Source organism: Bradyrhizobium ivorense (genome assembly GCF_900696085.1).
GTDB classification, from domain to species: Bacteria; Pseudomonadota; Alphaproteobacteria; order Rhizobiales; family Xanthobacteraceae; genus Bradyrhizobium; species Bradyrhizobium ivorense.
In genome coordinates this window covers 357,648-383,644 of the sequence record NZ_CAADFC020000028.1, presented here as the reverse complement: position 1 = coordinate 383,644, position 25,997 = coordinate 357,648, and the positions used below count along the sequence as shown (strand labels likewise).

Below are 25,997 nucleotides of genomic sequence, written 5' to 3'. Positions count from 1 at the left end.
GCGATTCCGCCGCCATCCCAAAGGCCTGAAAGCAGCACCGTGGCCATCGATCCGATTCCGTTCAACCGGCCCCACGTCACCGGGAACGAGCTTGACCACATCGCCGAGGTGCAGCGCGCCTTGCATTTGTCCGGCGACGGCAGCTTCACGGCGCGTTGCCATCGCTGGATCGAGCAGCAGACCGGCTGCGCCAGGGCACTGCTGACCCACTCCTGCTCGTCCGCGCTCGACATGTCGGCGCTGCTGCTCGACATCGCGCCCGGCGACGAGATCATCATGCCCTCGTTCACCTTCGTCTCGACCGCGAACGCGTTCGTGCTGCGCGGCGGCGTGCCTGTTTTCGTCGAAATCCGCGAGGATACGCTCAACCTCGACGAACGGCTGATCGAGGCCGCGATCACGCCGCGCACCCGCGCGATCGCGCCGGTGCACTATGCCGGCGTCGGCTGCGAGATGGACACGATCATGACGATCGCGCGACGCCACGGGCTCGCGGTGGTCGAGGACGCGGCCCAGGGTGTCGGAGCCGACTACAAGGGCCGCGCGCTCGGCGCGATCGGCGACCTCGGCAGCTTCAGCTTCCACGAAACCAAGAACGTGATCTCGGGCGAAGGCGGCGCGCTGCTGGTCAATGACGGCGCGCTGGTGCAGCGCGCCGAGATCATCCGCGAGAAGGGCACCGACCGCGCCCGCTTCTATCGCGGCGAGATCGACAAATACACCTGGCAGGATGTCGGCTCGTCCTATTTGCCGAGCGAGATCATCGCCGCGTTCCTGTGGGCGCAGCTCGAACAGGTCGAGCGCATCACGCGCGAACGGCGCGCGCTGTGGCAACGCTATCATGCCGGGCTCGAGGCGCTGGAGAGCCGCGGCCTGCTGCGCCGGCCGATCGTGCCTGCGGACTGCAGCCACAACGGCCATCTCTATTACGTGCTGCTGGCGGACGGCATCGATCGCCAGGCGGTGCTGCGGAAACTGAAGGAGAACGGCGTCGCCTCCGTCTTCCATTACGTGCCGCTGCATTCGTCGCCGGCCGGCCTGCGCTTCGGACGCGCCGACGGCGAGCTGAGGCTAACGACACGGCTGTCCGAACGCCTGATCAGATTGCCGATGTGGGTCGGGTTGAACGAAAGCCAGCAGCAGCGCGTCTGCGAGCTGCTCGGCACGATCCTCGCCGCGTGAACGCCCGCGTTACAGCCCGTCCGACTCGCCGTTCTTCGGCGTCGAGCGCGGCGTGAACGGCGCATAGGAGCCGTCGAGCGCGCCGGGCACCAGCTGCGGCTGCGGCACCGCCAAGCCGGCCACGGGTGGCAGCGGCGGGCCACCCAACGGCGCCATCCCTGCCCCCTCCGGGCGTTGCAACGCCAGAACCTCGCTGCGGCCGGCTCTCTCGAAGGTGACCTCGCGGCCCTGCACGGCGCTGAGCTGCCATCCGGCATGGGTGTCGCCCTGGCGCAGGCGAATGGTCTTCTGCGTCGTGCGGTCGAGGAACACCGCGATGGCGTCGTTGTCACCGACCACAGCCCCGATCAACGCCAGCGCCGGACGCTCGGGCTCGGCGGCGACCGGCGCCGGCGCGGCGACGGGTTCGACCGGCGGTCCGGCCACCGCACCCTGCGGCGGCCGCCGCGAGGCCGAGAAGAGCGGCCGGCCGACGGTGGCGGTCAGCGCCGACAGCGGCACCGACCACAGCGGATTGCCGCTCGGCAGCGCCTTGACCGGTTCCCGAACCGGTTCCGCCAGCGGCTTCAGGCCACCGACGTCGACGGAATCGGAACCATCGCGTTCGACGGGCAGCACGTCGATCGTCGACGTCGTCGCGGCCCATAGCTGCGGGCCAACGCCGACCGACATCGTCGCGCCGAGCAACACCAGGACCGACAATTTTGGCCGCTTGACCATTCTGATTCAGATACCTGCCGTGCATGCGGCCGCGCCGCAATCAATCGGTCGCAGCCTATCCAGCGGGCCCCGTTCCAGCAACCGCAACGACACTACTTGCCGCCCTGCCATTGGCCGGAGACGCCGAGCACGACGCGGATGCGGCCCGAGCCGCCGGCCTCGCCGGTCGCGGTCAGCTGCGGCACCTGGACGTCGAGCTGATCGACGAACAGGAAGGGCATGCCGACCTCGAGGTCGTACAGCAGCTTTTGCAGTGCCGGCTGCTCCATCTCGCAGCTGACGACGAGGCCGACGAAGCCGTCCTTGGCCTGCGTGCCCAAAACGTCGACCTGCGAGGACTGCACGGTGCCGCCGACATTGCCGACCGCGCTGGCCACCCGCTGCAGCAGCGCCGCGCCGGCGACCGTCACCGTCGGCCCCTCCAGGAACGGCGTGCCCGGATGCTCCGCCGACAGCGCCGCCGGGTTGCGCGGCTTGCGCCCGCGCAGCTGCTCGAGCAGGTCGGAGGTCTGCGCCAGCGCGCGCTGGTGATCGAGAATGCCGGCGATCGCGAGCCCGCTTGCGGCGACCAGTCCGCCGAGCACCGCGAGATAGAGCACCACCGCGATCAGCGGCGACTGCGCCAGCGCGCGCGTGATGATGTTGCCCGCCGCGCTCATGGCGTCCCCGCGCTGAGCGTGTTCTTCGGCTCGACCCGCGTCTCGATATGGAAGCGCTCGCCGGGATCGGACGGCGCGCGGGTGGTCGGCGCGTAGAAGGTGGCGCGGGTGAAGTGCCGCGACTGCTCGATCAGCGGGATCAGCGACGGCGCGTCGCTGGTGATGCCGGAGATCTGCAGCTTGTTGCCGGCGAGATGCAGCTCGGTGACGTAGGTGTGGTCGGGCAGCACCCGGCTCAGCATTTCCAGCACGATCACGCTCGCCGGCGTCTCGTATTTGCGCCGCTCCAGTGCGGCGAGCGGCGAGCGGTCGCCGCCCTCGCCACCGGCGCGGATCGCGGCGCGCCGTGCCGAGATCTGCCGCGCCACCTCCTCCTCCTGCGCGCCGAGGCTGCTGCCGACATAGGTGGAGACGGCGGTCGAGAGCACCGCGATCACGGCGGCGGCGCCGAGCACCAGCTGCAGCGCACGGCCGAGCCGCACCGCGTCGAGATGGCCGCGCGCGCTCTGCTCGAATACCTTGACACGGTCGGCACGGCCCTCGACGTCGGTGCAGACCGCAACCGCCGACGGATGGAAGACGGCGACCGCCTGGGTGTAGCCGGTCGCGACCTTGCGGGTGGTCGCGGCGATCATGGTGCTGATCGTGTCGCCGTTGCCGGCCACCGGCGCGGTGCAGCCGAACACCGCCTCGGCCGCGGTCCACGGCGTCAGCCGATCGATCTGCGCGCGCACGATGCCGTCGACGAAGTCAGCCGCGCGCGCCGGCAGCTCCAGCGGCCGGAACAGGAAGCGCTTCGGCTGCAGCACGATCTCGACCCGCTTGCCGCGGAACAGCGGCGCGAGATTGGGCGCCTCCAGCGCACCGTCGGCGAACGCGATGCGCGACGGCAGATTGTCCGCCTTGGCGGTGGTCTCGACGGCAAAGCCGCCGTCGTCGGCCTCGACCAGGCGGACCACCCGCGGCGAGACGATGCGGTTGATGCACCCGATGATGGCGCCCGCGACGCTTCCGGTCCAGGCGCTCAGGATCGCACCGAAGGTCGAAACCAGGCTCATCTCGAAGAGGTCCTTTGCGGCGCCGTGCTGCCGTCGGAATTGTTGCGCCACGACAATACACGATAGGGCTCATCGCCGCTTTCGAGAAGCAGGATCACCACCTCGCTGCCGCGCCGCCGGCCGTCGCCGAGCTCGGCCTCGACGGAGACGCGATAGGCCTTCGACGCCGCAAGCGTGGTGCCCTCGCCGCCGGTCATGCCGATCAGAACGCGCGGATCGACCGTCGGATCGGCGCGCTGCGCCAGCACCGCCTGCAGCGTCTGCGGCGTCATGTTCGGCAGCGCCGCCAGCACCTGCGGCGCGGCGTCGCGCACATTGACCTGCGCCAGATTGCTGAACACGGTGACGAAGGGCAGCATGCGCTCGATCACGGTCGCGGGGATGCCGTTGACCAGCCACAGCTCCTCCGGCACGGGAAACGGCGCGTGGCGCGGCGCATAGGCAAGGCCGGCGGCCTTGTAGAATGCGGTCTCGGGATCGTTGTCGCCAAGCTCGGTCGGCGCCCGCCAGGCCAGGATGCGGTCGGCATAGGAAGCGGCATTGTCGGCGCCGACGCCGAGCCCGATCATCAGGCCGGCCAGCAGGCTCTTCGGCGCGCCGTTCAGATCGACCCTTGCGGCCTCGGAGCGGAAGGTCACGAACACCCGGCCGGGACCGACCCGGGCGTTGAAGGTTCCGCTGGTCGGCCGCTCGTTCTCGTTGGCGCCGGAGAGCTGCAGCGCCGTCAGCTCGAGGCCGGCGGTCACCATCGCCTCGGCCTGGACCCGGTCGGCGCTGCCGGCGACGATCACGGCGGTGTTGGTGACATAGGTCAGATAGATCAGCACCAGCGCCGCCAGCGAGGCGAGGATCCACAGCACCGCGATCACGATGAAGCCGCGCTGCGCGCGCGGCGGCGGCGCCGTATCGTGAGCAGCTTCCATCACAGCTGCTCCTCCTTCTTGTCCGCGGCGGGATTGCTGCGCCCGGCGAGGCAGGTCACGGCGTTCTTGGCGCGGGCGCAATCCGCCGGCGCGTTGACATACACGATCGCGGCGCTCGAGACCGCCAGCACCTGCCCGGTGGTGGCGTCGCGCACGGAGACGCGGACCATGCTCGGCAGCTGAGTCTGGCCACTCCAGGTCGGCTGCCATACCTGGTCCGGCCCGGCATAGGCGAAGCTGACGCGGTACGGCGCGCGGACCAGCACCACCTGATCGGCGAAGCGGATCTGCGCATCCGATGGCATCGGGCGGAACGGCGCGCGCTCGCGCACCAGCGCGAGCCCCTCGGCGTCGGCCTTCTCGATCAGGCGGATGATCTCGAGGCCGGGACGGCTGCTGGGCCCGACCGCGGTGCGCACGAAGGTGACGGAAAGCTCATTGCCCTCGAACAGCGGCCGCTTGGCGTCGCCGCTGATCGGCACCATCTCGGCGACCGCAAGATCGGCGAGCGCACGCTCCAGCCCGATCGCCAGCCGCTCGGCGCGCTGCACATGGGCCATGCCGCGGTTCCAGTTCGGCAGCCATTGCGCGGTGACGGTGGCGAGCCCGGCCAGGATCACCGTCATCAGCAGCGTCGCCAGCAGCACTTCGAGCAGCGTGAAGCCGGCCTCGTCGCGCCAGGAGTTACGCTGTGTCCGCTGCCGTCTCATTCGGCCACCTTCGGCACCAGGCGGACGGTGGTGACCTGGATCTGCGCCCCGCCCGGCCCCTGCATCCGCATGTTGACCGCCAGCGGCACGAATCGGCTCGGCGGCGTGTCGGGCGCGGCATTGATCGGCGCGACGTCGATGCGCCAGCGATGGCCGGCGAGCGTGCCGTTCTGCCGTCCGACCCTCAGCGCGTTGCGCGGCGGCAGCGCGGCGAGCACGCTCTCGGCGGCGCCGCTCAACGCCAGCTTCTGGTCGATCGCGCGGGTGCCGCGCACCGTGGTGCCGATCACCGAGCCGATCGCGCCCAGCACGGCCGCGATGATCGCCAGCGCCACCAGCGCCTCGATCAGCGTAAAACCCCGAGAGCGTTTACGAGCGAAGTGGGCACCGGTTCGCGTGAAGAAAACGCGTCCAAAAAAACCAATCGAGCCCGGTTCTGATGTCACCAGAACCGAACGGGCTCGCTCAGAGCAGCTTTTGCTTCTGCGCGACAATATCCACCCCTCCGGTCAGCCAGTTGACGCGGATCTCATATCCCATGCCGGGCCGCGCCAGCGCGATGGCGCCGCCGCAGGACATACCGGTCGGAAAGAAATCGATCGAGCGCCCGGCGCTGCGGTCGGCGCAGCGCGTCGCCAAGGTCGCGCCGACGGTGACGTCGCTCGGCAGCCGCACGATGCGGCCGGTGGCGCCGGAGCGGATCGCGCGCGCCTCGGCATCGACCAGCGTCGTGATCTGGACCTGCCGGCGCAGCGCGGCGCTGCGGTCGGCCTTCAAGAGCGCCGCGGTCTCGACCGCATAGCTCTCCAGCCGCGCCCGCGTGGTGGCGCGCGGAATCGACGGCAGGATGATCGCGGCCAGCATGCCGGTGATCGCCAGCACGCAGAGGATCTCGATCAGCGCGAAACCCGCCTCGCCTTGCGCGGCCTCAGCGCGCGGCGCTGGTGATGTCAGCTGCCGTGCCACTGCCGCCTTCCTGGCCGTCCGATCCGAGCGAGATGATGTCATAGGGCGCGCGCTGGCCGGGCGCGCGGTAGATGTAGCCGTGGCCCCAGGGATCGTTGGGCACGACGCCGCCGCGCAGATACGGGCCGTTCCAGCCCGGCGCGTTGTTGCTGCGGGTCAGCGCGGCCAGCCCCTCATTGCTGCTCGGATAGCGGCCGAGGTCGAGATAATAGAGATCGAGCGCGCTGGAGAAGCTCTCGATCTGGATCTTGGCCGCCTTGGACTTGGACTCGCCGAGATAGTTCAGCACCCGCGGCCCGACCAGCGCCATGATCAGGCCGATGATGGTGATGACCACGAGCATCTCGACCAGCGTGAAGCCCGCTTCGGATCTGCGCCGGCGGCGCGCCGGCCTGCTCTGAAACATCTTCATCTTGAACAACCTCAATTAACGATCTGGCTGACCGACATCAGCGCAGTCATGACAGACACAATCAAGCCTCCGACCACGACGCTGATCACGATGATCGCGGCCGGACCGGCAATACCGACCACGCGATCCAGCGTGCGCTGCAGCTTGGCCTCGTAGAACTCCGCGACCCGGCCGGCCAGCATCGGCAACTGGCCGGTCTCGTCGCCGAGCCGCAGCATGCGCACCGCCATCGCCGGCAATGCCTCGGTGGCGGCCAGCGCGTCCGACAATTTTGCGCCATGCCGGACCCGGTCGGTGGCGTCGGTCCACACCGCCGACGAGCCGATCGAGGCCATCATGTCGACCAGGATGCGCAGCGTCGTCGTCAAATTGACGCCACTGCCAAGCAACAGGCCGAGGTTCCGGCAGAACAGCGCGGTGCGATAATATTTCATCACCTCGCGGATCGCCGGCAACCGCGTCAGCGCGGTCATCAGGCCGCGGCGCACCCGCTCCTGCCTGAGCAGCATCCAGGCGCCCAGCAGCACCACGACGAGGATCGCCAGCACGGTATCGGAGTTGGCGCGCAGGAAGGTCGAGAGGTTGAGGAAGCCGAGGATGAACGGATCCACCTTGGCGCCGAAATCCTGCAGGATGCTGGCGAACTGCGGCAGCACGAATGTGAGAAAGAACAGCAGCACGCAGCTCGCCGCGCCGAGCACGAACAGCGGATAGCGCACGGCATCGCCGAGCCGGCGCTTCAGCGCCTCGGTGCGAGTGCGCTCGTCGGCCAGCACCTCGAGCACCTGGTCGAGCGAGCCGGAGGCCTCGCCGACCCGGATCAGCGCGACATACATCGGCGGAAACAGGCCCTGGTGCCGCGCCAGCGCCTCGGCAAAGCTCTCGCCGGCCACCACGCGGGCGCGGATGTCGGCGACCACCGGCCGCAGCCGGCCGAAATCGCGGTCGGCGGCGAGCAGCTCGAGCCCGTCATTGATCCGCGCGCCGGCGCGCAGCAGCAGCGCGAGGTCGCGGGTGAAGATCGTGACGTCCTCAGCCTTCGGCGTATTGAACAGGCTGAAGGCGCGGCGCCCCTCGCCGCCGTGCTCTAGCGTGACACTGTCGACCAGCACGAGGCCGAGCCGCTCGATCCGCGCCGCGACGTCGCCGGGCGCGGGCGCGGCGATCGCGCCCGAGACCAGTTCGCCTTCGGAATTCATCGCGCGGTAGCGGTAATTCGGCATGCCATCACCGCACTGTCGTGACGCGGAATACCTCGGGCACGGTAGTGACACCGGCCCGGCATTTTTCCACGGCGTCGGCCAGCATCGTGGTCATGCCGCCGGCCATCGCCGCCTGATCGATCGAATGCGAGTCGGTCTGCGGCCCGACCAGCTTGCGCACGCCCTCGCTCATTTCGAGGATCTCGAACACGCCATTGCGGCCGCGATAGCCGGTGCCGCCGCAGCGCTCGCAGCCGCCGGCCTCGTGCACCACCTCGCCGGCGGCAAAGCCGATCATGCCAAAGCGCGGATCGTTGGCGACATCGGTGGCGGACAGCGTGTGCGACACCTTGCAGCGGTCGCACAGCACGCGCACGAGCCGCTGCGCCACCACCGCGCGCAGCGTCGAGCGCAGCAGAAAACTCTCGACGCCGAGATCGATCAGCCGCGGCACCGCCGCGGCCGCGGTCTCGGTGTGCAGCGTGGTCAGGACCAGATGGCCGGTCAGCGCGGCGTGGATCGCGATATGCGCGGTCTCGGCGTCGCGGATTTCGCCGACCATGATGACGTCGGGGTCCTGGCGGACGAAGGAGCGCATCGCGGAGGCAAAGGTCAGCCCGATCGACGGCTTGACCTGCGACTGGTTGATGCCGGGGATCTCGTATTCGACCGGGTCCTCGATGGTCAGGATCTTGCGGGTCGGCTCGTTGAGGATCGAGAGCATCGTCGCCAGCGTCGTGGTCTTGCCGCTGCCGGTCGGCCCGGTCACCACGATCATGCCGTGCGGCAGAGTCAAGAGCCGCGACATGATCCTCTCGTCGCGCGCGGCAAGCCCGAGCTTGCTCATCTCAAGAAGACCGCGGTCGCGCGGCAGCAGGCGGATCACGGCGCTCTCGCCGGCCTGGGTCGGCATCGTCGCGACGCGGACGTCGAGCTCGGCGCGGCTGACGCGAACCCGCGCGGCGCCGTCCTGCGGCAGCCGCCGCTCCGCGATGTTGAGGCCGGCCAGAATCTTCACCCGCGAGATCAGCGCCTGCGGCGGCACGCCCAATGGCGAGGGGATCGCGCGCAGCAGCCCGTCGACGCGCAGGCGGACCACGAGGCCGGTGCGGAACGGCTCGATATGAATGTCGCTGGCGCGCAGCTCGACCGCGCGCTCGAGCAGATCGTTGAGCGCCCGCACCACCGGCGCGCCGCTGGCGAGATCGCGCAGGCTCTCGATGTCGTCGTCGGATTGCTGACTCGCGGCCCTGAGCGCGTCCTCGGCGCCGGCGCCATCGGCGTCGATGCGCTGGTCGAGCACGGTCGTGATGTCCTCGTAAGAGGCGACCGCGACTTCGACCATGTCGCCGAACACGATCTCGGCGGCGCGAATCGCCGCGGTGTCCGAGGGGTCGGCGACCGCGATACGATAGCCGCCGTTCGGGGCGCGGAACGGAAACACGGTGGACTCGCGCAGGAAGCGCCGCGAGAAGCCGTCGAGGCATGGCGTCGCCGACAGCAGCTGCGGCAGGCCGAGCCGCACCACGCCGAAATAGTCCGAGACCTCGTCGGCGAACTCGGCGGCGGACAGATCGCTCGCCTCCCACAATTCGCGCAGCGGACGGGTCAGGGTCGAATTGGCGGCAGGTTCGGTGCGGGCATGCACGCGTCGTGGCAGAGCGTATTTCTCGAGGAGATGCTGCCGGAAGGTCTCTGCGGACAGGTCGCGCATCGAAGTCCTACCGTTCACAATGTTACCCGAATACAACAGCTTGCACGTGCACAACCCAGCCCTTGGCGCTTGACTCTTTTAGCATCAAAAACATAATTGTGATTGCAAATTTACCAGCGTTCGAGCCGAGGTGGCTCGGACGTAATTCCAGTTTCAACAGTAGTTAGTTGGTAGGCGTCTTTTGTTCAAAGTGGAGCATCCGCTTTCGCGCCTGCGTTCAGTGTTGGCTGGACCGCTCGTTCTATTTTTGTCCGCGTTCGCGCTGACCGCCTGCATCGTCACCGCCGACCAATCGATCGAGACCAATCCGAAGGATCCTCGCGCGCAGGATATCGTCGAGAAAGTGAATTCGATCGACCTCTTGCCCCGTCAGACTACGGATACGCAGACCGGCGGGTTGCGCCAGCAGAACGCCTCGCGTCCGGCGATCTATCTCAGCGATGGCACGCCCGCAGGCGGAGCGCTCGCCGAGCGTGACGGCAGCGGCAACGGCTACGACCTCAATTTCGAGAACGCGCCGGTCGCGACCGTGGCGAAGGTCATTCTGGGTGACGTTTTGCAGGTCGGCTACACCATCGACCCGCGGGTGCAGGGCACCGTGACGCTGGCCTCGGTGCGACCTGTGCCAAAGCAGGACGCGATCTACGTTCTGGAGAACGCGCTCAAAATGTCCGGCGTCGCGCTGGTGCGCGACCGCGGCGGCAGCTACCGCCTGCTGCCCGCGGCCGAAGCCGGTCCCGGCAGCATCGACCGTGCCGGCATCGAGGCGGGCCAGGGCATCAGCGTGGTGCCGCTCCGCTACACCTCGGCGCAGACCATGTTCAAGCTGCTCGACGGATTCGGCGTCAAGGCCACCACCTTGCGGCCGGACAACGGCCGCAACACCCTGATCGTCACCGGCAGCGGCTCGGAGCGCGCCGCGGCGGTCGACACCATCATGAGCTTCGACGCCGACTGGATGCGCGGACAGTCGGTCGGCATCTTCCCGGTGCGCAACTCCTCGCCCGAGCCGCTGATCGCCGAGCTCGAGAAGATCATGGATACCGGCGACGGCGGCCTCAGTAGCAACGTCGTCAAGCTGCAGGCGATCAACCGCCTCAACGCCATCCTCGTGGTCAGCCAGAAGCCGGAATATCTGAAGCGCGCCGGCACCTGGATCGCGCGGCTCGACCGCTCCGACACCGAGGCGGTCAATCTGAAATCCTATCCGCTGCGCTACGGCAATTCGCGCGTGGTGGTGGCGATGCTCAACGAGATGCTGGTGGCGCCCGGCACCGGCTCGTCCAACCTGCTCGACAACGGCCCCAACCAGATCGCGCCGGGCTCGGGGGTGTCGCTGTCGTCCTCATCGCCGACCTCATCCTCATCGTCCCCCTTCAGCAACCCGGTCGCCTCGCTCAGCGCGCTGCCGACCGCGGGCGCCGGCGCATCGACGCCGGTCACCGGCGTGGGCGGCGCCCCGCTGAGTGCGCGCCCCGCGACCGCACCCGCTGCCGATCAGACGCCCAGCAGCGCCGCCGGCCCGGGTGGCAAGCCCGGCGGCCCGAGCTTCCTGCCCAATGTGCGCATCACCGCCGACGTCACCAACAATGCGGTGCTGGTCTATGCCAATGCGGAATCGCAGCGCATCGTCGAGCAGACCATCCGCCAGATCGACCGGCCGCAGCGCCAGGTCGCGATCGAGGCGACGATCGCCGAGGTCACGCTGAACAACGATCTGAACTACGGCGTGCAGTTCTTCCTCGCGAGCAAGCAAGGCTCGATGGTCAACACGCTCTCGAACGGATCGAGCACCTCGACCAACGCGGTCGAGCCGCCCAACAACGCGGTCAACGCCGCGGCGGGTGCCCTGATGGGACGCGTGCTGCCGGGCTTCAATCTCCTGGTCGGCGCCGAGAACTCGCCGCGCGTCATCCTCGACGCGCTGCACGGCATCACCGACGTCAAGGTGCTGTCGAATCCGTCGCTGGTCGTGCTCGACAACCAGGCGGCGACCCTGCAGGTCGGCGATCAGGTGCCGTTTTCGACCGGCACCGCGACGGTGCTCACCGCCAACAACACGGTGGTCAACACCATCGACTACAAGAACACCGGCATCATCCTGCGCGTGCTGCCGCGCGCCAATGCCAATGGCAACATCGTGCTCGATATCGAGCAGGAGATCTCCAGCGTCGCCAGCGCCGGCGCCAACGGCCTGACGCCGACCATCTCGCAGCGCCGCGTCAAGAGCTCGATCGCGGTCACGTCCGGCCAGACCGTGCTGCTCGCCGGCCTGATCAGCGAGACCGAGACCAAGGGGCGACAGGGCATTCCGGTGCTCGACCAGATCCCCGGCGTCGGCGACGCCTTCGCGCACCAGACCAACAACCGCAAGCGGACCGAGCTGATCCTGTTCATCCGCCCGACGCTGATCAGGGACAATGTCGACGCCCATGTGATCGCCGAGCAGATGCGCAGCAAGATGAACAGCCGCTTGGTCGGGACCAGCAATCCCGTCGTCGTGACGACCCCGCCCGGAACGCCTCTGCGCTAGCGCGAAGTGTGATCAAGTCGATTTGGCGACAGTCTCTCTGCACCTCTCCCGCTTGCGGGGGAGGTCGGCGCGTAGCGCCGGGTGGGGGCTCTCTCCACGATGTGACTTGTGGAGCTAACCCCCACCCGCCCTCCCCCACAAGCGGGAGAGGGAGCCCAACCACCGTTCGTGATGTTGTGACGACATACGACCTGCTCCCCCAGCTCTGCCTCGCCATCCTGCTGCTGGCGGTGGTCGCGGCGAGCCTGATGGCTGCCCCTGGCCTCGACGGGGTGCTGGGCGCGCTGCTGGGCGCACTGATGCTGGCGATCGCCACGACCGACGCGCAGCGCTACATCATCCCCAACGAACTCGTGGGCGCCGCGGCGGCGCTGGCGCTGCTCCGCGCCGCTTCCATGGCTCCGGACGCCGGCTGGTACGCCGCGCTCATTGCGGCCGCACGGGGGATCGCGGTGGCGCTGCCCTTCCTCGCACTGATGGCCGGCTACCGCGCCTGGCGCGGCCGCGACGGCCTCGGGCTCGGCGACATCAAGCTGGCTGCGGTGGCCGGGGCCTGGCTCAGCCTGGTCACGGTGCTCGCCGTCATCGAAGCCGCGACGCTGGCGGCGCTCGCCGCCTATATCGCGCACGGCGCGTTGCGGCGGCGAAAACTGCGATCGACCGCGTACCTGCCGTTCGGCCTGTTCCTGGCGGCGGCGATCTGGTTCGGCTGGCTGGCCGAGGCGCTGCTGAACCAGGGTGCGTACTGACCAGATTGCAAGACGGCAGCATCCCTCATAGGATTGCCAGCATCGAACCGACCGAGAGGTCAGGCATGACAGGCGTTGTGGAATGCGCGGTCCGCCAATCCGGTTTGGTCGACGACCTGATCGCTCACGCCGTTGCCAGCATCGAGTCGTCTGATTACTCGCCTGATCCCTTCCCCCACATTGTTTTCCGGAATTTCTTCCCGGAAAGCTTTTATCAGGACCTCATCAGAAGCGTTCCCACCAAGGGGTACGATCCGATCACCGGCACGGGCACCCGCATGGCGCTCAGGCTCTATGGGGATCATATCAAGCACGTTGAGGAGCCGGTTCGCCCCGTTTGGGAAGCTGCATCGGTGATGCTTACCTCGAAGGCAATCGAAGACGCGATCAGGAAGCGGCTTCACGACGGGCTCGAGATTCGCGCCCGGGGCGACAAGGTCGCGGACGCCCGTTCATTGAAGCTGGTGGCAAAGCCCGTGCTCTACAGCGACCGCAATGGCTACCGCATCAAACCGCATCCCGACACGCGGAAAAAAGTCGTGACAATGCAGCTCTATTGTCCGCCGGATGCCAGTCAGGAAAGCCTCGGCACCACACTGTACAAGGCTTCGCTCAAGGGCCTGTTGCATGTCGGTTCATACTGCCTGGAGCCGGTGAAGACCATTCCGTTCCTGCCCAACCTCGGGTATGCCTTTGTGGTCCTGAAGGCATATCACTCGCTCAAGAACATGAGCTGGCACGGCCGCCCGCCGATCGAGACCGATCGAAATCGGATCTCCATCCTAAATACCTTCTACATGGACGAACACGTGGGTTTCTGATCGGACCTTCCGCGCTTCGGCATGACGTCTGGCCGCGGACTTTTGCTTCGGCCGCGTCAGCGAAAGTGCCGCGCCTCAATGCTCCCGCACCGGCGCCCATTCCAGCGCGCGCAGCCGGGCCTCGGCGATCTCGCCGCGCGACATCTTGCTGGTGACGGCATCGCGGATGCGCTGGCGGGCGTCGCGCGTCCGCGGCGGCGCGGCGGCGACCGAAAGATTGAGCCACTTGCTGGCCTCGACGATATCGCGCGGCACGCCCTGCCCGCGGTCATAGAGCAGGCCGAGCGAATATTGCGCCAGGCTGTCGCCTTGCTCGGCGGCGCGGCGATACCACATCGCGGCTTCGGTATAGTTTTGCGGCACGCCGCGGCCGGTCTCGAACAGGAAGCCGAGATAGGCCTGCGCGGCCGCGTTGCCGCGCTCGGCCAGCGGAATGAAGATCCGCGACGCCCGCTGATAATCCTGACGATTGACCGCCGCGATGCCCTGGCGCAGCGACTGCGCGGATGCCGGCGTCACGATCGGCAGCGCCAATATGACAATGGCAAGACCGATGACAGCGGCAAGACGGCGCAGCCGCGGTCGCAGACGGCGTCGCGCGACCGTATCGGATACGGTGTCATCCAGTTTCGGATCGATGTCTGTCAGCTTCATCATGCCGCCCTGCCTTGCCGTCAGCGCAGCACCCTATTCTGCCGGCAACGGAGAATCCATAGCAGAGCGCGCGTCGGAAATGTGCGCATGGCCGCGCCGCGCCGACAGGAACCGTGCCGCCTGTCGATAGACGTCGCCTCGCGCTCGCGCGAGGGCATTGTCCGTACACGCGCCAGCACGCGCTTTGCACGAGGTGGGCGCGACGGTGCGGCAATCCGACCCGACGGGCAAGTCAGCCAAAAACCTGTCAAGCCCTCGCGCTCAAAATAATTCTGTTTACACGAACGGAAAATTATCCTATGATGCGCCCATCTCATCCGATCGAGGGGCGCTTCGCGAGTCGTCACAAGTGTTGCGGTGAGATGCGGTGGCCGCTGCGGCGCACGAGACGAACGTGCCGAAGCGGACGGTGAAATCGTGCAGGCCTGACGCCCTCGTGGCAGGTGTCTCCTCACAAGACGCAAGCGTCTTCGCGAGTGACGGTGACAACAAAGCCCAGTCTCGCCGGGGTGAGCACGTATAAGCCGTAAAACCATTGCGCAGGGAATGCCGGAGTGTCTCCCGCTGAACCTGTATGCTCGTGTGCGCTTCTCTTCTCTACCCTTGCACGCGAGACCGCGGGTGCAGCGCGCACCCGGCATTCCCTGCGCCCTCTGTCTTTTGCGAGAGGGCGGAACGACCAGCAAAGCTCGGGCAATCATGTCGCGAGAATGAGAATGCACGCTCAAACCCATCACCGTCATCCTGAGGTGCGAGCCTTGCAGCGCAATTGCGCTGCTGGGCGAGCCTCGAAGGATGAATCGGCCCCGCTGGTGGCCGTGCACCCTTCGAGGCTCGCAAGAGCTCGCACCTCAGGATGACGGGTTGAATAGCGGCGCTACAAATGTCGCCCTGGCTTTCGCCAGGACGACGCGTGGAGAGAGCTGCGCCGCTTGCGCTACACCGCCCGCCCGACCACGACGCGGCTGCCACCGGCGGGCCAGCGCAATCCGGCCAGCGTCATGCGGACCTCGGCGCGCAGGATCGCCGTCAACGGACCATTGACCCGCGGGTCCAGCGTGAACTCCCGCTCGACATCGTCATTGCTGTCCTTGCCGCGGCCCTTGAGGCGGCTTGCGATCATCAGCGGCAACAGCAACGAGGTGTAGGATGTCGAGAACAGCACCTCAAAACCGTTGCGGCGAAGCTTGGTTTCGACTTCGCCGCGGCGGTAGCGCCGCTGGTGATAGGCGACGTCGTCGGCCCGGCTCCACAGCCAGGGATGCTGGGGGACCGCGATGATGATGCCGCCTCCGGTCTGCGTCGCAGCGCGCATCCCGCGCAGCACGCCCTCGTCGTCGGCGATATGCTCGATGACGTCGAAGGCGCCGGTGAGATCGAAGACACCGGCCGCCGGGATGTCCCGCGCGTCCATCTGGACGAACTCGACGCCGTCGGGCAGGCGCTGCCGCGCATGCGCAAGCCCCGAGGGGTGCAGCTCGGAACCGACCAGACGCTCCCAGCGCCGCGACCGCGCCAGCGCGCCGAGCACCGTGCCGGTGCCGCAGCCGACCTCGATGAACCTGCGGGCCTGCGGAAAGAACTTGTCGGCAAGGCCGACGATCAGCTCGCTGCGCGGAACGAACCAGAAGTGCCCGGCCTCGACCTTGGCCAGCAGCTCAAAGCCCTTGGGATCGACGCCGCTGACGGTGTCGGCGAGGCTGGGAGCGAACATCGGAATGCCGCCATCCTGCGCGACCGCGGCGCCGCAGGCGGAACAGCGCCATCCGAGCGGCCACAACGCCCCATCGTCGGCCACCGCCTCGACCGCGCTGCAGGCAAGGCAGCGCCGTCCCGATCGCTGTGGAGAGCTCATGTCGGACGCGCACCCAGCCGGCCGCGGCCACGCCGCTCAACGATATCTCGTGCTTTCAGCATGCCGCGACTATAAACACTTACCAAACCGCTGGCCAGCAACCACCCCTGCCCTGGCCAGCGCCCTCACCGCGTCCCTGGCGTCAGACCCGGACGCCGTATCGATCCCGACCGGACAAGAGCAGTCACGTGCGCGTTAGCATCATCCAATCCTGTTACATCCCCTGGAAAGGCTTTTTCGACCTGATCGGGCAGTGCGACGAATACGTCGTGTTCGACAGCGCGCAATTCACCAAGCGGCACTGGCACAACCGCAACCGCATCAAGACCGCCAACGGGCTGGTCTGGCTCACCATCCCGGTCGTGACCAAGGGACGCTTCGAACAGCCGATCGACGAGGTCGAGATCGAAAAGCCCTGGGCGGAAAAGCACTGGCGCGCGATCGAGCTGGCCTACAAGCCTGCGCCGTTCTTCGATCAATTCGCGCCCGCCATCCGCACCTGGTACGAGCGCGCCGATGCGGAGACCAAGCTCACCGCGGTCAACGAGCTGTTCCTGCGCGGCATCGCCGATCTGCTGGGCCTCACGACCCGCATCGTCAGGGACAGCGCCTATCCCGCCGAGGGCATCAAGACCACGCGGCTGCTCAACATCGCGCGGGCCGCGGGCGCCGACCGCTACCTCAGCGGCCCGGCCGCGCGGGCCTATCTCGATGAAGCCGAGCTCGCGGCCGCGGGGATCGCGACCGAGTGGATGAGCTACCAGGGCTACAGCGAATATCCCCAGCTGCACGGCGGCTTCGAGCATGCGGTCAGCGTGCTCGATGTGCTGTTCAACACCGGCGCGGAGGCGCCGCGCTTCATCAGGCGGGCGGCAGCGCAATGAGCGGGCAACCGGCGCGCCGTTTGCGGCCTGCAAAAAAATCCCGGGACGATGTCCCGGGATTTTGTGGTCGTGATGGTCGGGCGATCCGCCGGCCGGTCGCCGGCGATGCAGCAGGAGGCTTATTGCTCGCCGAGGTTGCTGACGGCGGCGCCGGCGGCCGTCGGCGACGTTCCGAGCGAGGTGTTGCCGAGCATCCGGTTGTTGCCGTAGGTGATCGCCGCACCACCGGTGAAGCCCGTGGTGTTGAACGAAACGTCGGAGTTCGACAGGCGGATATTGCCACCGGCCTGCACGCCGACCGTGTTTGCCGTAATCGAGGTGTTGTCGAGATTGACCGAGCCGCCCGCGTCGGTCTCGACGCCGGTGCTGTTGCCCGCAAACACCGAACGGGTCACCATCGCGCTGTTGTTGTTTCCGGCTGCTATGCCGAACGAATTGCCGATCGACTGGGTTCCTTCGATCGAGACCCGGTTCGCAGCCGTCGCACCCAGGCCGATACCGGTCGAGCCATTGTAGCTGATGATGGAGTCGCGAATGAACAGCGTGGTGTTGCCGGTGGTTCGCGCATCGCTGATGCCCTGCTGGGAGAACTGCTCGATGATGCAGCTTTCGATCGAAACGGACTGCGCCGTGTTGATCTTGACCCCGACGAGACCGGGCGAGGCGACGCCCCGCAGGCCCTGCAGGTGAAGATTGCGGAGGACGACCCGGTCGGTGGCGCCGGCGCTGATGTTGATGGCGTTGCTACCGGCGGCCACGATGGAGCCCAGCGTACCGGCACAGTTCAGCGTGATGGACTTGGTGATCGTCACCGCGCCAAATCCGCCGGGATCAAGGCAGTTGATCTCGCCGAATGCAGCCGTCTTGGAGATCGCGCCGGCAAACGTCTTGCAGGGCGCCGTGCGGCTGCACGGATTGACGTCATCCCCCACACCCGACACCCACGTGCGGTTCGCTTGCGCGTGAGCCGGGGCCGATGCCAGGAACGGCAGGAACATTCCGATAGCTAGTGCCAGTAGAGACAAACGACGGCGCATTATTGAACCCTCCTGTAAAATGACCGGAATTTCGTTCCAGCCCACTGAAATGATTGCAGTATTCGTCTCTCCAGGAAATTACCTGGCACAGCATCGAACCCCGGAACCGGGGGTCATATTTCAGAAATGGACAAGCGCCGCAACCGCCTCCCGAGATTGTGGCCTGTCAGCGAACCGGACCAACTTTCAAACACAGGCTGAGCCCAAGCAACCTCTGCTAGAAAGACAAGGAACTGCACACGGACATTTGTCCCGCAACTACGACGCTGGTTCAACGCGAATCTCGCGCTCAGCTGAAAAGAAAATTCCGCAATTTTCACACTGTTTGCACACTCAAACCCATTCGCCTATGAAGGGGCTCCGCGGCGCCGTTTCCGCCCCCGTTAAGATACTGCAGAACCAAGACGAATCTACGAGTTCCCAGAGATGACGATGCAAGCGATAGAGCTGTTGGCCGAAGTCCTCCGAAGCAGCGTTTCCGTTGCAAGCCACGACGTGCCGCTTGCCGAGCTCGATGGATGGGATTCGCTGAAAGGCGTCCGGCTCGTACTGCGCCTGGAAGAGATCGTCGGCAGGGAGCTCTCGGAAGACGACATCGAGCGGTTACAATCGGTTGGCGACGTCGATCGGATATTGAAGGCCTCGTGAATCATGATGGCGGCGAATGACAGCTGGATTGTCATCTCCGGCGCAGGCGGCGCGCTGGGGCGTGCGCTTGTGTCGCATTTCGCCGCCAAGGGTCCCGTTCTGGCGCTTGACCGGCACTTCGATGCGGAAGCTCCGCCGCCGCAAGCGGTCCAGCGAACCCTCGATCTCGCCGACGAAGCCGAGGTGCGGCAGGCGCTTGCCGAAGCGATCCCCGCAAGCGCATCGATCGCGCTGCTGGTCAACGCCGTGGGTTTGATCTGGAACGAGCCCACGCTCGCGCTGAAAGGCGCGCGGCTTCACACCCATGACCTGAAATCCTGGCGCGACGTCATCGAAGCCAACCTGACCGCGCCGTTCGTGGTCGCTACCCAGGTCGCAGCGCGGATGGTCCGCCGCGGCGGCGGCGCCATCGTCAATTTCTCCTCGATCGCAAGCGAGGGAAACCCGGGTCAGGCCGCCTACAGCGCCGCCAAGGCAGGCATCGAAGGACTGACCCGGACGATGGCGATCGAGCTCGGTCCGCTCGGCGTGCGCGTCAATGCGCTGGCACTCGGCTTCATCGATGTCGCCACCACGCGGGAGGCCGTCGCCGAGGAGCGCCTGCAGGGCTACGTCAAGAAGACGCCGATCGGACGCCTCGGGCAACGCGAGGACGTCATCAATGCGATCGAGTTTTTCGCGAGCAACACGTTCGCCAACGGCACGATCGTGAAGCTGGACGGAGGCTTGCGCCTCTGATGACCGACCTTTGGACCGCCTTCGCAAAGATCGCGGATTCCGCCCCCGCCGCGCCCGCGCTCGTCCTCGGCGAGACCATCTGCAGCTTCGGCGATCTGAAGCGGCTCGCGGAGCACGGTTCGACAATTCTGGCCTCTCATGGCGTGGCCAAGGGCGACGTGGTGGCGCTGCAGCTTCCCAAGCGCCGCTTCACCTACGCACTCCTGCTCGCCTGCCTGCGGCTTGGCGCGCCCTACGTGTTCATCGATCCGAAGAATCCGGCGGAGCGCACCCAACGCATCGTGGCGCGGCTTGGTCCCAAGCTGCTGGTCTCGATGTCGGGCACCGACAATCCGTTCGGTGCGAAGCTGACCTTGTCCGACGGCAGCGACGAGGCCTGGCTCTCCGAGCGCGGGCGCGTCGCCGTCCATGCACCGGTCGCCGGCACCGATCCGGCCTACATCATGTTCACGTCCGGCTCGACCGGCGAGCCGAAGGGCGTGGTGATTCCGCACCAGGGCGTGCTTAGCCTGATCGAATGGGCAAGAGGCATGGTGCCGGCCTCGCCGCGCGAGCGCTTCACCAGCATCAACCCGCTGCACTTCGACAATTCGGTGTTCGACATCTACTGCGGCCTGTTCAACGGCGCCGCGCTGGTTCCGGTCGAAACCTCCGAGATCGCCAATCCCGCACGCTGGGTGAAGATCATCCGTGCCGGCGGAGCCAGCGTGATGTTCGCGGTGCCCACGCTGTTCCTGATCCTCGACCAGCTCGGCCTCCTGACCCCGCAATCGCTGCCCGACATTCGTACATTCCAGTTCGGCGGCGAGGGCTATCCAATCGGCAAGCTGCGCGAATTCCATGGCCGCTTCGCCGGACGAGCCAGGCTGATCAACGTCTACGGTCCGACCGAGACGAGCTGCATCTGCTCGAGCATCGAGGTTACGCCGGACATGCTCGGCGCGCCGGACAGCGAGTTTCCGCCGCTCGGCGGCATGCACCCGGACTTCACGCACGCGATCCTCGACGACCAGCAGCGGCCGGTGCCGCGGGGCGAGCCCGGCGAATTGTGGATCGGCGGCCCCTGCGTGGGCCTTGGCTATTACGGCAATCCGGACGAGACCGCGGCGCGGTTTCGCCAGGACCCGCGGCAGGATCGCTATCGCGCGATCTTCTACCGCTCCGGCGATCGGGTCCGGGAAGACGCGAACGGCGCGCTGTGGTTTCACGGCCGGGTCGACAATCAGGTCAAGATCCGCGGCCATCGAATCGAGCTCGAGGAGATCGATCTCGCGGTGCAGAGCCTCGCAGGCGTCAGGCGCGCAATCGCGGTGGTGGTGGGCGGCGCTGACGGCGACGAGATCGCTGTCGCCTACGTTGCCGATCGCGTCGTCCAGTCAACCGAGGTGCGGGACCGCTGCCGCGAGACGCTGCCGGCCTATATGTGCCCGGCGACGACGATCCAGCTCGACGAGCTGCCGCGCAACGCCAACGGCAAGGTCGATCGCAAGGCCGTGCGCGCGTTTCTCGAGCAAATGGCCTAAGCGATGAAGCTCTCGATCGTGACCACACTGTACAGGTCAAGCGCCTATGTCGAGGAATTCCATCGCCGCGCGACCGAGGCGGCGCGCCGGGTCACCGACGACTACGAGATCGTCATGGTCGATGACGGCTCGCCCGACAACTCGCTGCAGCTCGCCTGTGCGATCGCCGATGCCGATCCGCATGTTCGCGTGGTCGAGCTGTCGCGCAATTTCGGCCACCACAAGGCGCTGATGGCCGGGCTCGACCACGCGCAGGGTGCGCTGTGCTTCCTGATCGACAGCGATCTCGAGGAGGATCCGGCGCTGCTTGGAAGCTTCCTCGACAAGATGACTGCGACCGACTGCGACGTGGTCTACGGATTTCAGGAACAACGCAAGGGCGATGCGTTCGAGAGTGCCGGCGGCCGGATCGCCTGGTACTGGATCAGCAAGCTCTATTCGATCGACATCCCGCGCAACCAGTGCACGGTCCGCCTGATGCGGCGGGAATACGTCGATGCCCTGCGACTGCACCGCGAGAGCAATACCGTGATCGGCGGCCTCTGGGTCATCACCGGATTCCGGCAGATCGGAGCCGCGATCATCAAGGGGCACCGCAGCGGCACGACGACCTACTCGCCGCGCCTGCGCCTCGGTACGCTGATCAACGGCATCACGTCGTTCAGCACGGTGCCGCTGAACCTGATGGTCATGTTCGGCATGGCGACCGCGCTGACGTCGTTTGCTCTTGGCATCGTCGTCATTCTGGAAAAGTTGATCCGCAACACCTCCGCCGGCTGGGCCTCCCTGATCGTCTCGATCTGGCTGATGGGCGGCATCATCGTGTTCTGTCTCGGCGTCATCGGCATCTACGTGTCGCGGATCTTCGTCGAGACCAAAAATCGTCCCTATGTCATCGTCCGACGGGTTCATCAGCGAGCTGCACCATGACCACCGAGAAGATCGATCCCGCGCGCGCGGCCTACCAATCCAGGGAAGAGCAGCATTGGGCGGAGCTCAAGAGCATCCTCGACGACGGGCAGATCTCGCTCGCCGAGACCCTGATCAATTATCCGGCTTTCGTGCGCCGGCGCGAGATGACCCGCCTGCTGGCCGATTACGATCTGTTCCGGATGATCCAGGACATCCCCGGCTCGATCGCGGAGCTCGGCGTCTTCCTCGGCGCCGGCCTGTTCACCTGGTCCAAGCTGCTCGAGACGTTCTTCCCGGGTGACCGCTCCCGCAAGGTGTTTGGCTTCGAAAGCGGCGGAGGCTACCAGGATTTTGCGCCCGAAGACGGCGATCCCCGCCCCTGGATCGAGAGCGTGGTCGGCCGCAAGCAGGTCCCCGACGGCTATCTCGATCGCATGGTGAAGCTGACCAATCAGGACAATCTGCTGCCGGGCGTCGAGCGCTGCCGTGTGATTTCCGGCGACATCCTGCAGACCGTCCCGGCATTTGCCGCGGGCAATCAGGGCACGCGGCTGTCGATGATCTTCCTCGACGTCAACCTGTACAAGCCGACGCTGGCCGGATTTCGCGCGCTCTATCCGCTGCTGGCTCCCGGCGGCGTGGTTGCGATGAACGGCTACGGCACGCCGCCCTGGCTCGGCGAGACCGCGGCCTTCGAGCACTATTTCAAGGAAATCGGGCAGCCCCTGCCCCGCGTTCGCAAGCTGTCATACTCAATCAGGCCGGGCGGCTATTTCATCAAGGAATAGTCATGACGACGAAGGTACTGCTGTTCACCTCGCAGGACATCGGCAACGATGTGTTCTCGTACCTGCACGCGCGAGCCGATATCGACCTCGTGGTGGTCACCCAACGCACCCAGCGCGACGAGATCTACGGCTATCGCGCGACGCTCGATCTGTGTCTCGAGAAGGGCGTGCGGACATTGACACCGAAGGTGATCGACAATGCGTTTCTGACCGAGGTCGAAGCGATGGCGCCGGACCTGATCGTCTGCGCCTACTATCCCCGGATCTTCCCGCGGCGGTTGCTCAGGATCCCACCGCTTGGCTGCATCAACGTGCATCCCGGCCTGCTGCCGCAGTATCGCGGCACGTTTCCGACGCCGTGGTGCATTCTCAACAATGAGACGGAGATCGGCGTCACCCTGCATTACATGGACGAGGGCATCGACACCGGCGACATCCTGATGCAGAGGACCTATCCGATCGGTCCCGATGAAACCGGACATGAGCTCTACCGCCGATCGATGAAGCTGTGCGCCGACCTGCTGATCGACAATTTCGATCAGCTGCTGCGCGGGCAGCTGACGGCGAGAAAGCAGCCTGCCGGCGGTTCCTATTACAACAAGATCGCGCCGCAATACCGCATCGACTGGCACCAGCCGCGCTCGGAAATCCGCAACCAGATCCGGGTCCACGCCAAACCCTATTTCCCGGCCTATTGCTTCCTTCTGAACAAGTGCGTGACCATCAACAAGGCGTCCTTCATCGAACTCGAGGGATACCGCGCCCAGGGATCCGGCACGATCTGCAAGGTGTTCGACGACATGAAGTTCGTCGTCTCCTGCGTCGATGGCTGCCTTCTGATCGAGGACTACGACATGTTTCCGTTGCTGCGACCCGACGATATCGCCCTGCACATCCGGCTCGGCAACCGGTTCTGACGTCCCCCATGGCTGATCAACCGAACAATACTCCCGCCGCCATCGACGGCACCTACGGCGCCTTCTACCAGAAGCGCAATCCGGTGCATGTCTATCCGGTGGAATTCGTCGTCCGCGCCTTCCTCGGCAACTATCCGCGGCACAAGACCGATGCGGCGAGCTACCGGGGAAAGCGCGTGCTCGATCTCGGCTGCGGCGACGGCCGCAACATGCCGCTGCTGCATAATCTCGGCATGGAGATCCACGGGACCGAGATTTCGCAGGAGATCTGCGACCTCACCGCAGCGCGGATGCAGAATCTCGGCATCAGCGCCACGCTCGAGGTCGGACGCAATCATGCGCTGCCCTATCCCGACGGCCATTTCGACGTCGTGCTGGCCTGCCACGCCTGCTACTACATCGATCCCGGCACGCGCTTTTCCGACAATGTCAGCGAGATCGCCCGCGTGATGCGCGGCGGCGGCTCCCTGATATTTTCGGCTCCGATCGGAACGACCTACGTGTTGCGCGGAGCCAAGGATCTCGGCGATGGCCACATGGAGATCGCCGACGACCCCTATGGTTTGCGGAACGGATACGTTCTAAAGAAGTTCGACAACGAAGCCGAGATCGAGGCGGCGCTGCGGCCGGCCTTTACGCACTTCGAAATCGGCTCGTGTCGCAACGATTTCTGGGGTATCGAGGAGCATGTCTGGACGGTGGCCTGCCGAAAGGCCGTCTGATCGCGGGACCTCTGAACATGGCGTTATATTTGGGTGAAGACCGGCCGCGCCGCATCGTGATCTTCGGGACCGGCCGTGGCGCCGATACCGCCAGACGCTACTTCGAGTGGGACACGCCGCACGAGGTCGCCGGCTACATCGTCGATCGCGAGTTCCTTGGCGCAGGCGAATTCAACGGCCGTCCGGTGGCGCCGGTCGATGAAGCCCTCGCGCGCTTTTCGCCCGACGAATTCCTGGCCTTCGTCCCGCTCGGCTCGGCGCGCATGAACCTGGTGCGCACGGAGAAATACCAGCTGCTGAAAGCAATGGGATATCGCTTCATCACCTATGTTCACGGCTCGAACAGGCTCGCCGGTCATTGCGAGATCGGAGAGAATTGCTTCATCCTCGAAAATCAATCGGTGAACTTCGATGCCGTCATCGGCAACAACGTCGTGATATGGAGCGGCTGCCAGATCGGCGACCGCAGCCGTGTCGGCGATCACGCCTTCCTAGCGGCGCATGTCGTGCTCAATGGCGACGTCACGATCGGCGAATATGCCTACCTCGGCAGCAACTGCAACATCTCGAATAGCGTCCATGTTGGCCGGCAATCGTTCATCGGCGCCAACGCGCTGATCACGCAGGATACCGCGGAACGCGCCGTCCATATCGTCGAAGCAACTCCGGCCGCGGGACTGGACAGCCTGCGCTTCGTGCGCCTGCTCAAGGACCATCACTAAGACAGGACATTCATGCCCGAACATTTCGAACGACTGGGACTCGTCTACGGCCCGACCGGCGCGGCCTGGCATCGCTCGCATTGCCAGAACCCGTTCGTGCAGCAGCTCTCGGCGACGCGCTATCGCGTGCACTTCGCCGCGCGAGACGACAAGAACCGTTCGCAGGGCGCCTGGGCCGACGTCGAGCTGGAAAATTCCGGGCTGGTCGTGAAGGAGGCGGCGACCGCGCCCTCGCTCACGCTCGGCAGGCTGGGCGCGTTTGATGATTGCGGCGCGATGCCGGGGAGCATCGTGACGCATCGGGGACGGCTCCTCATGTATTACACGGGCTGGACGCTGGCGCGCGCGGTGCCGTTCACGTTCTTCATCGGGGCGGCCGAATCCCGCGACGGCGGCAAGACATTCGAGAAGGTCTCCGAGGCGCCGGTGCTTGGGCGCAACCATCATGACCCGTTTCTGACCGGCGCGCCCTGGGTCATCGAGGAGGATGGCCGATTGCGCATGTGGTATATTTCGGGGACCGAGTGGGTGCCGGGGGCGACCGAGGGCGAGGCGCCGACCCATTACTACTCGATCAAGCACGCGGTGAGCGTCGACGGCATCAGCTGGCAAACCGACGACCGGCTGTGTCTGCCCTATCTCGAGAACGAGCACGCCATCGCGCGGCCGGTGGTGATGAAGGCCGATGGCGGCTATCGCATGATCTATTCCGCGCGCCGGCTGGGCGAGACCTATCGCATCTACAGCGCGACCTCCGGCGACGGGCTGTCCTGGGAGCGCGATACATCGCCCCTGATCGAAGTCGCCGCCAGCGGATGGGATTCCGAAATGGTCTGCTACGGCAGCCGGCTCGAGACAGCCGGCGGCGATTTTCTGCTCTACAATGGCAACGCCTACGGCAAGGACGGCTTTGGCGCCGCGCGCTGGCGCTGATCGACGCCAAGCGGC

At 66.3% G+C, this 25,997-nt stretch carries 27 protein-coding genes; 14 read left to right on the top strand and 13 right to left on the bottom strand.

The annotated features are described in order from the left end of the window. Positions 1 to 39: 39 nt before the first annotated feature. Positions 40 to 1,182 carry a dTDP-4-amino-4,6-dideoxygalactose transaminase gene (gene rffA, locus CI41S_RS32995; protein WP_139863234.1) on the top strand — a complete coding sequence of 381 codons (1,143 nt, stop codon included), beginning with the start codon at positions 40 to 42 and terminating at the stop codon, positions 1,180 to 1,182. 9 nt (positions 1,183 to 1,191) lie between these two features. Here rffA and CI41S_RS32990 read toward each other — a convergent pair whose 3' ends face one another. The 10 genes from CI41S_RS32990 to CI41S_RS32945 form a co-directional block, all read right to left on the bottom strand. After that, a complete protein-coding gene (locus CI41S_RS32990; RefSeq protein WP_244626759.1) occupies positions 1,192 to 1,902 on the bottom strand; it encodes a hypothetical protein in 711 nt (236 codons plus the stop codon). 92 nt (positions 1,903 to 1,994) lie between these two features. After that, the gene (gspM, locus tag CI41S_RS32985; RefSeq protein ID WP_139863233.1) at positions 1,995 to 2,561 is read right to left on the bottom strand and encodes a type II secretion system protein GspM; all 567 of its coding nucleotides are present in this window, start codon (positions 2,559 to 2,561) and stop codon (positions 1,995 to 1,997) included. Then, positions 2,558 to 3,619, bottom strand: a complete 1,062-nt coding sequence (locus tag CI41S_RS32980; protein ID WP_139485075.1) for a PilN domain-containing protein — start codon at positions 3,617 to 3,619, stop codon at positions 2,558 to 2,560. The genes gspM and CI41S_RS32980 overlap by 4 nt, the downstream gene beginning before the upstream one ends. After that, positions 3,616 to 4,542: a type II secretion system minor pseudopilin gene (locus CI41S_RS32975; RefSeq protein ID WP_139863232.1), complete on the bottom strand. Its 927-nt coding sequence runs from the start codon at positions 4,540 to 4,542 to the stop codon at positions 3,616 to 3,618. The genes CI41S_RS32980 and CI41S_RS32975 overlap by 4 nt, the downstream gene beginning before the upstream one ends. Then, entirely contained in the window at positions 4,542 to 5,252 is a 711-nt protein-coding gene (locus tag CI41S_RS32970) for a prepilin-type N-terminal cleavage/methylation domain-containing protein (protein WP_139863231.1), read from the bottom strand. Before CI41S_RS32970 ends, CI41S_RS32975 begins: the two co-directional genes overlap by 1 nt. After that, positions 5,249 to 5,698, bottom strand: a complete 450-nt coding sequence (locus tag CI41S_RS32965) for a prepilin-type N-terminal cleavage/methylation domain-containing protein (protein WP_430650054.1) — start codon at positions 5,696 to 5,698, stop codon at positions 5,249 to 5,251. The genes CI41S_RS32970 and CI41S_RS32965 overlap by 4 nt, the downstream gene beginning before the upstream one ends. Before the next feature lie 19 nt (positions 5,699 to 5,717). Then, a complete protein-coding gene (locus CI41S_RS32960) occupies positions 5,718 to 6,218 on the bottom strand; it encodes a prepilin-type N-terminal cleavage/methylation domain-containing protein (RefSeq protein WP_244626758.1) in 501 nt (166 codons plus the stop codon). Continuing rightward, positions 6,181 to 6,630 carry a type II secretion system major pseudopilin GspG gene (gspG, locus tag CI41S_RS32955; protein ID WP_139485070.1) on the bottom strand — a complete coding sequence of 150 codons (450 nt, stop codon included), beginning with the start codon at positions 6,628 to 6,630 and terminating at the stop codon, positions 6,181 to 6,183. The genes CI41S_RS32960 and gspG overlap by 38 nt, the downstream gene beginning before the upstream one ends. An 11-nt stretch (positions 6,631 to 6,641) precedes the next feature. Further along, positions 6,642 to 7,853 (bottom strand): type II secretion system F family protein, encoded by a 1,212-nt coding sequence (locus CI41S_RS32950; protein WP_139863229.1) that lies wholly within the window; start codon positions 7,851 to 7,853, stop codon positions 6,642 to 6,644. A 4-nt stretch (positions 7,854 to 7,857) separates the two neighbouring features. Beyond that, complete coding sequence (locus CI41S_RS32945) at positions 7,858 to 9,546, bottom strand: GspE/PulE family protein (protein ID WP_139863228.1); 1,689 nt, start codon at positions 9,544 to 9,546, stop codon at positions 7,858 to 7,860. Positions 9,547 to 9,766: 220 nt separating this feature from the next. Between CI41S_RS32945 and gspD the strand changes: the two genes are divergently transcribed. The 3 genes from gspD to CI41S_RS32925 all read left to right on the top strand — a co-directional run bounded on the left by gspD (position 9,767) and on the right by CI41S_RS32925 (position 13,649). Further along, positions 9,767 to 12,079 (top strand): type II secretion system secretin GspD, encoded by a 2,313-nt coding sequence (gene gspD, locus CI41S_RS32940; protein ID WP_244622395.1) that lies wholly within the window; start codon positions 9,767 to 9,769, stop codon positions 12,077 to 12,079. A 176-nt stretch (positions 12,080 to 12,255) separates the two neighbouring features. Next, the gene (locus tag CI41S_RS32930) at positions 12,256 to 12,828 is read left to right on the top strand and encodes a prepilin peptidase (RefSeq protein ID WP_244626757.1); all 573 of its coding nucleotides are present in this window, start codon (positions 12,256 to 12,258) and stop codon (positions 12,826 to 12,828) included. Between the two features lie 65 nt (positions 12,829 to 12,893). Next, positions 12,894 to 13,649, top strand: a complete 756-nt coding sequence (locus tag CI41S_RS32925) for a hypothetical protein (protein ID WP_139863226.1) — start codon at positions 12,894 to 12,896, stop codon at positions 13,647 to 13,649. 75 nt (positions 13,650 to 13,724) lie between these two features. Here the strand turns inward: CI41S_RS32925 and CI41S_RS32920 are convergent, their stop codons facing one another. Both CI41S_RS32920 and CI41S_RS32915 read right to left on the bottom strand, forming a co-directional pair. Beyond that, positions 13,725 to 14,306 carry a tetratricopeptide repeat protein gene (locus CI41S_RS32920; RefSeq protein WP_244622393.1) on the bottom strand — a complete coding sequence of 194 codons (582 nt, stop codon included), beginning with the start codon at positions 14,304 to 14,306 and terminating at the stop codon, positions 13,725 to 13,727. Positions 14,307 to 15,240: 934 nt separating this feature from the next. Beyond that, entirely contained in the window at positions 15,241 to 16,158 is a 918-nt protein-coding gene (locus tag CI41S_RS32915; protein ID WP_139485062.1) for a class I SAM-dependent methyltransferase, read from the bottom strand. A 188-nt stretch (positions 16,159 to 16,346) separates the two neighbouring features. Between CI41S_RS32915 and CI41S_RS32910 the strand changes: the two genes are divergently transcribed. Next, positions 16,347 to 17,042 carry a WbqC family protein gene (locus CI41S_RS32910; RefSeq protein WP_139485061.1) on the top strand — a complete coding sequence of 232 codons (696 nt, stop codon included), beginning with the start codon at positions 16,347 to 16,349 and terminating at the stop codon, positions 17,040 to 17,042. A gap of 119 nt (positions 17,043 to 17,161) precedes the next feature. Here the strand turns inward: CI41S_RS32910 and CI41S_RS32905 are convergent, their stop codons facing one another. Beyond that, positions 17,162 to 18,124 (bottom strand): right-handed parallel beta-helix repeat-containing protein, encoded by a 963-nt coding sequence (locus tag CI41S_RS32905; RefSeq protein ID WP_139485060.1) that lies wholly within the window; start codon positions 18,122 to 18,124, stop codon positions 17,162 to 17,164. A gap of 381 nt (positions 18,125 to 18,505) precedes the next feature. On the opposite strand from CI41S_RS32905, the gene CI41S_RS32900 reads away from it, so the two are divergent. Genes CI41S_RS32900 through CI41S_RS32860 form a run of 9 tightly spaced genes read left to right on the top strand, consistent with a single transcriptional unit; the run spans position 18,506 to position 25,982 of the window. Continuing rightward, entirely contained in the window at positions 18,506 to 18,727 is a 222-nt protein-coding gene (locus CI41S_RS32900) for an acyl carrier protein (protein WP_139485059.1), read from the top strand. A 6-nt stretch (positions 18,728 to 18,733) separates the two neighbouring features. After that, entirely contained in the window at positions 18,734 to 19,465 is a 732-nt protein-coding gene (locus CI41S_RS32895; RefSeq protein WP_172628279.1) for an SDR family NAD(P)-dependent oxidoreductase, read from the top strand. Beyond that, complete coding sequence (locus CI41S_RS32890; protein ID WP_139863224.1) at positions 19,465 to 20,988, top strand: amino acid adenylation domain-containing protein; 1,524 nt, start codon at positions 19,465 to 19,467, stop codon at positions 20,986 to 20,988. Before CI41S_RS32895 ends, CI41S_RS32890 begins: the two co-directional genes overlap by 1 nt. 3 nt (positions 20,989 to 20,991) lie before the next feature. Next, positions 20,992 to 21,918, top strand: a complete 927-nt coding sequence (locus tag CI41S_RS32885; protein ID WP_139863223.1) for a glycosyltransferase family 2 protein — start codon at positions 20,992 to 20,994, stop codon at positions 21,916 to 21,918. Continuing rightward, entirely contained in the window at positions 21,915 to 22,688 is a 774-nt protein-coding gene (locus CI41S_RS32880) for a TylF/MycF/NovP-related O-methyltransferase (RefSeq protein WP_139863222.1), read from the top strand. Before CI41S_RS32885 ends, CI41S_RS32880 begins: the two co-directional genes overlap by 4 nt. A 2-nt stretch (positions 22,689 to 22,690) precedes the next feature. Continuing rightward, positions 22,691 to 23,605, top strand: coding sequence for a methionyl-tRNA formyltransferase (locus CI41S_RS32875; protein WP_139863221.1), 915 nt, complete (start codon positions 22,691 to 22,693; stop codon positions 23,603 to 23,605). Positions 23,606 to 23,613: 8 nt separating this feature from the next. After that, positions 23,614 to 24,327 carry a class I SAM-dependent methyltransferase gene (locus CI41S_RS32870; RefSeq protein WP_139863220.1) on the top strand — a complete coding sequence of 238 codons (714 nt, stop codon included), beginning with the start codon at positions 23,614 to 23,616 and terminating at the stop codon, positions 24,325 to 24,327. Positions 24,328 to 24,344: 17 nt separating this feature from the next. Further along, complete coding sequence (locus CI41S_RS32865; protein WP_139863219.1) at positions 24,345 to 25,049, top strand: acetyltransferase; 705 nt, start codon at positions 24,345 to 24,347, stop codon at positions 25,047 to 25,049. Positions 25,050 to 25,061: 12 nt separating this feature from the next. Continuing rightward, positions 25,062 to 25,982: a glycoside hydrolase family protein gene (locus CI41S_RS32860; protein ID WP_139863218.1), complete on the top strand. Its 921-nt coding sequence runs from the start codon at positions 25,062 to 25,064 to the stop codon at positions 25,980 to 25,982. Positions 25,983 to 25,997: the final 15 nt, after the last annotated feature.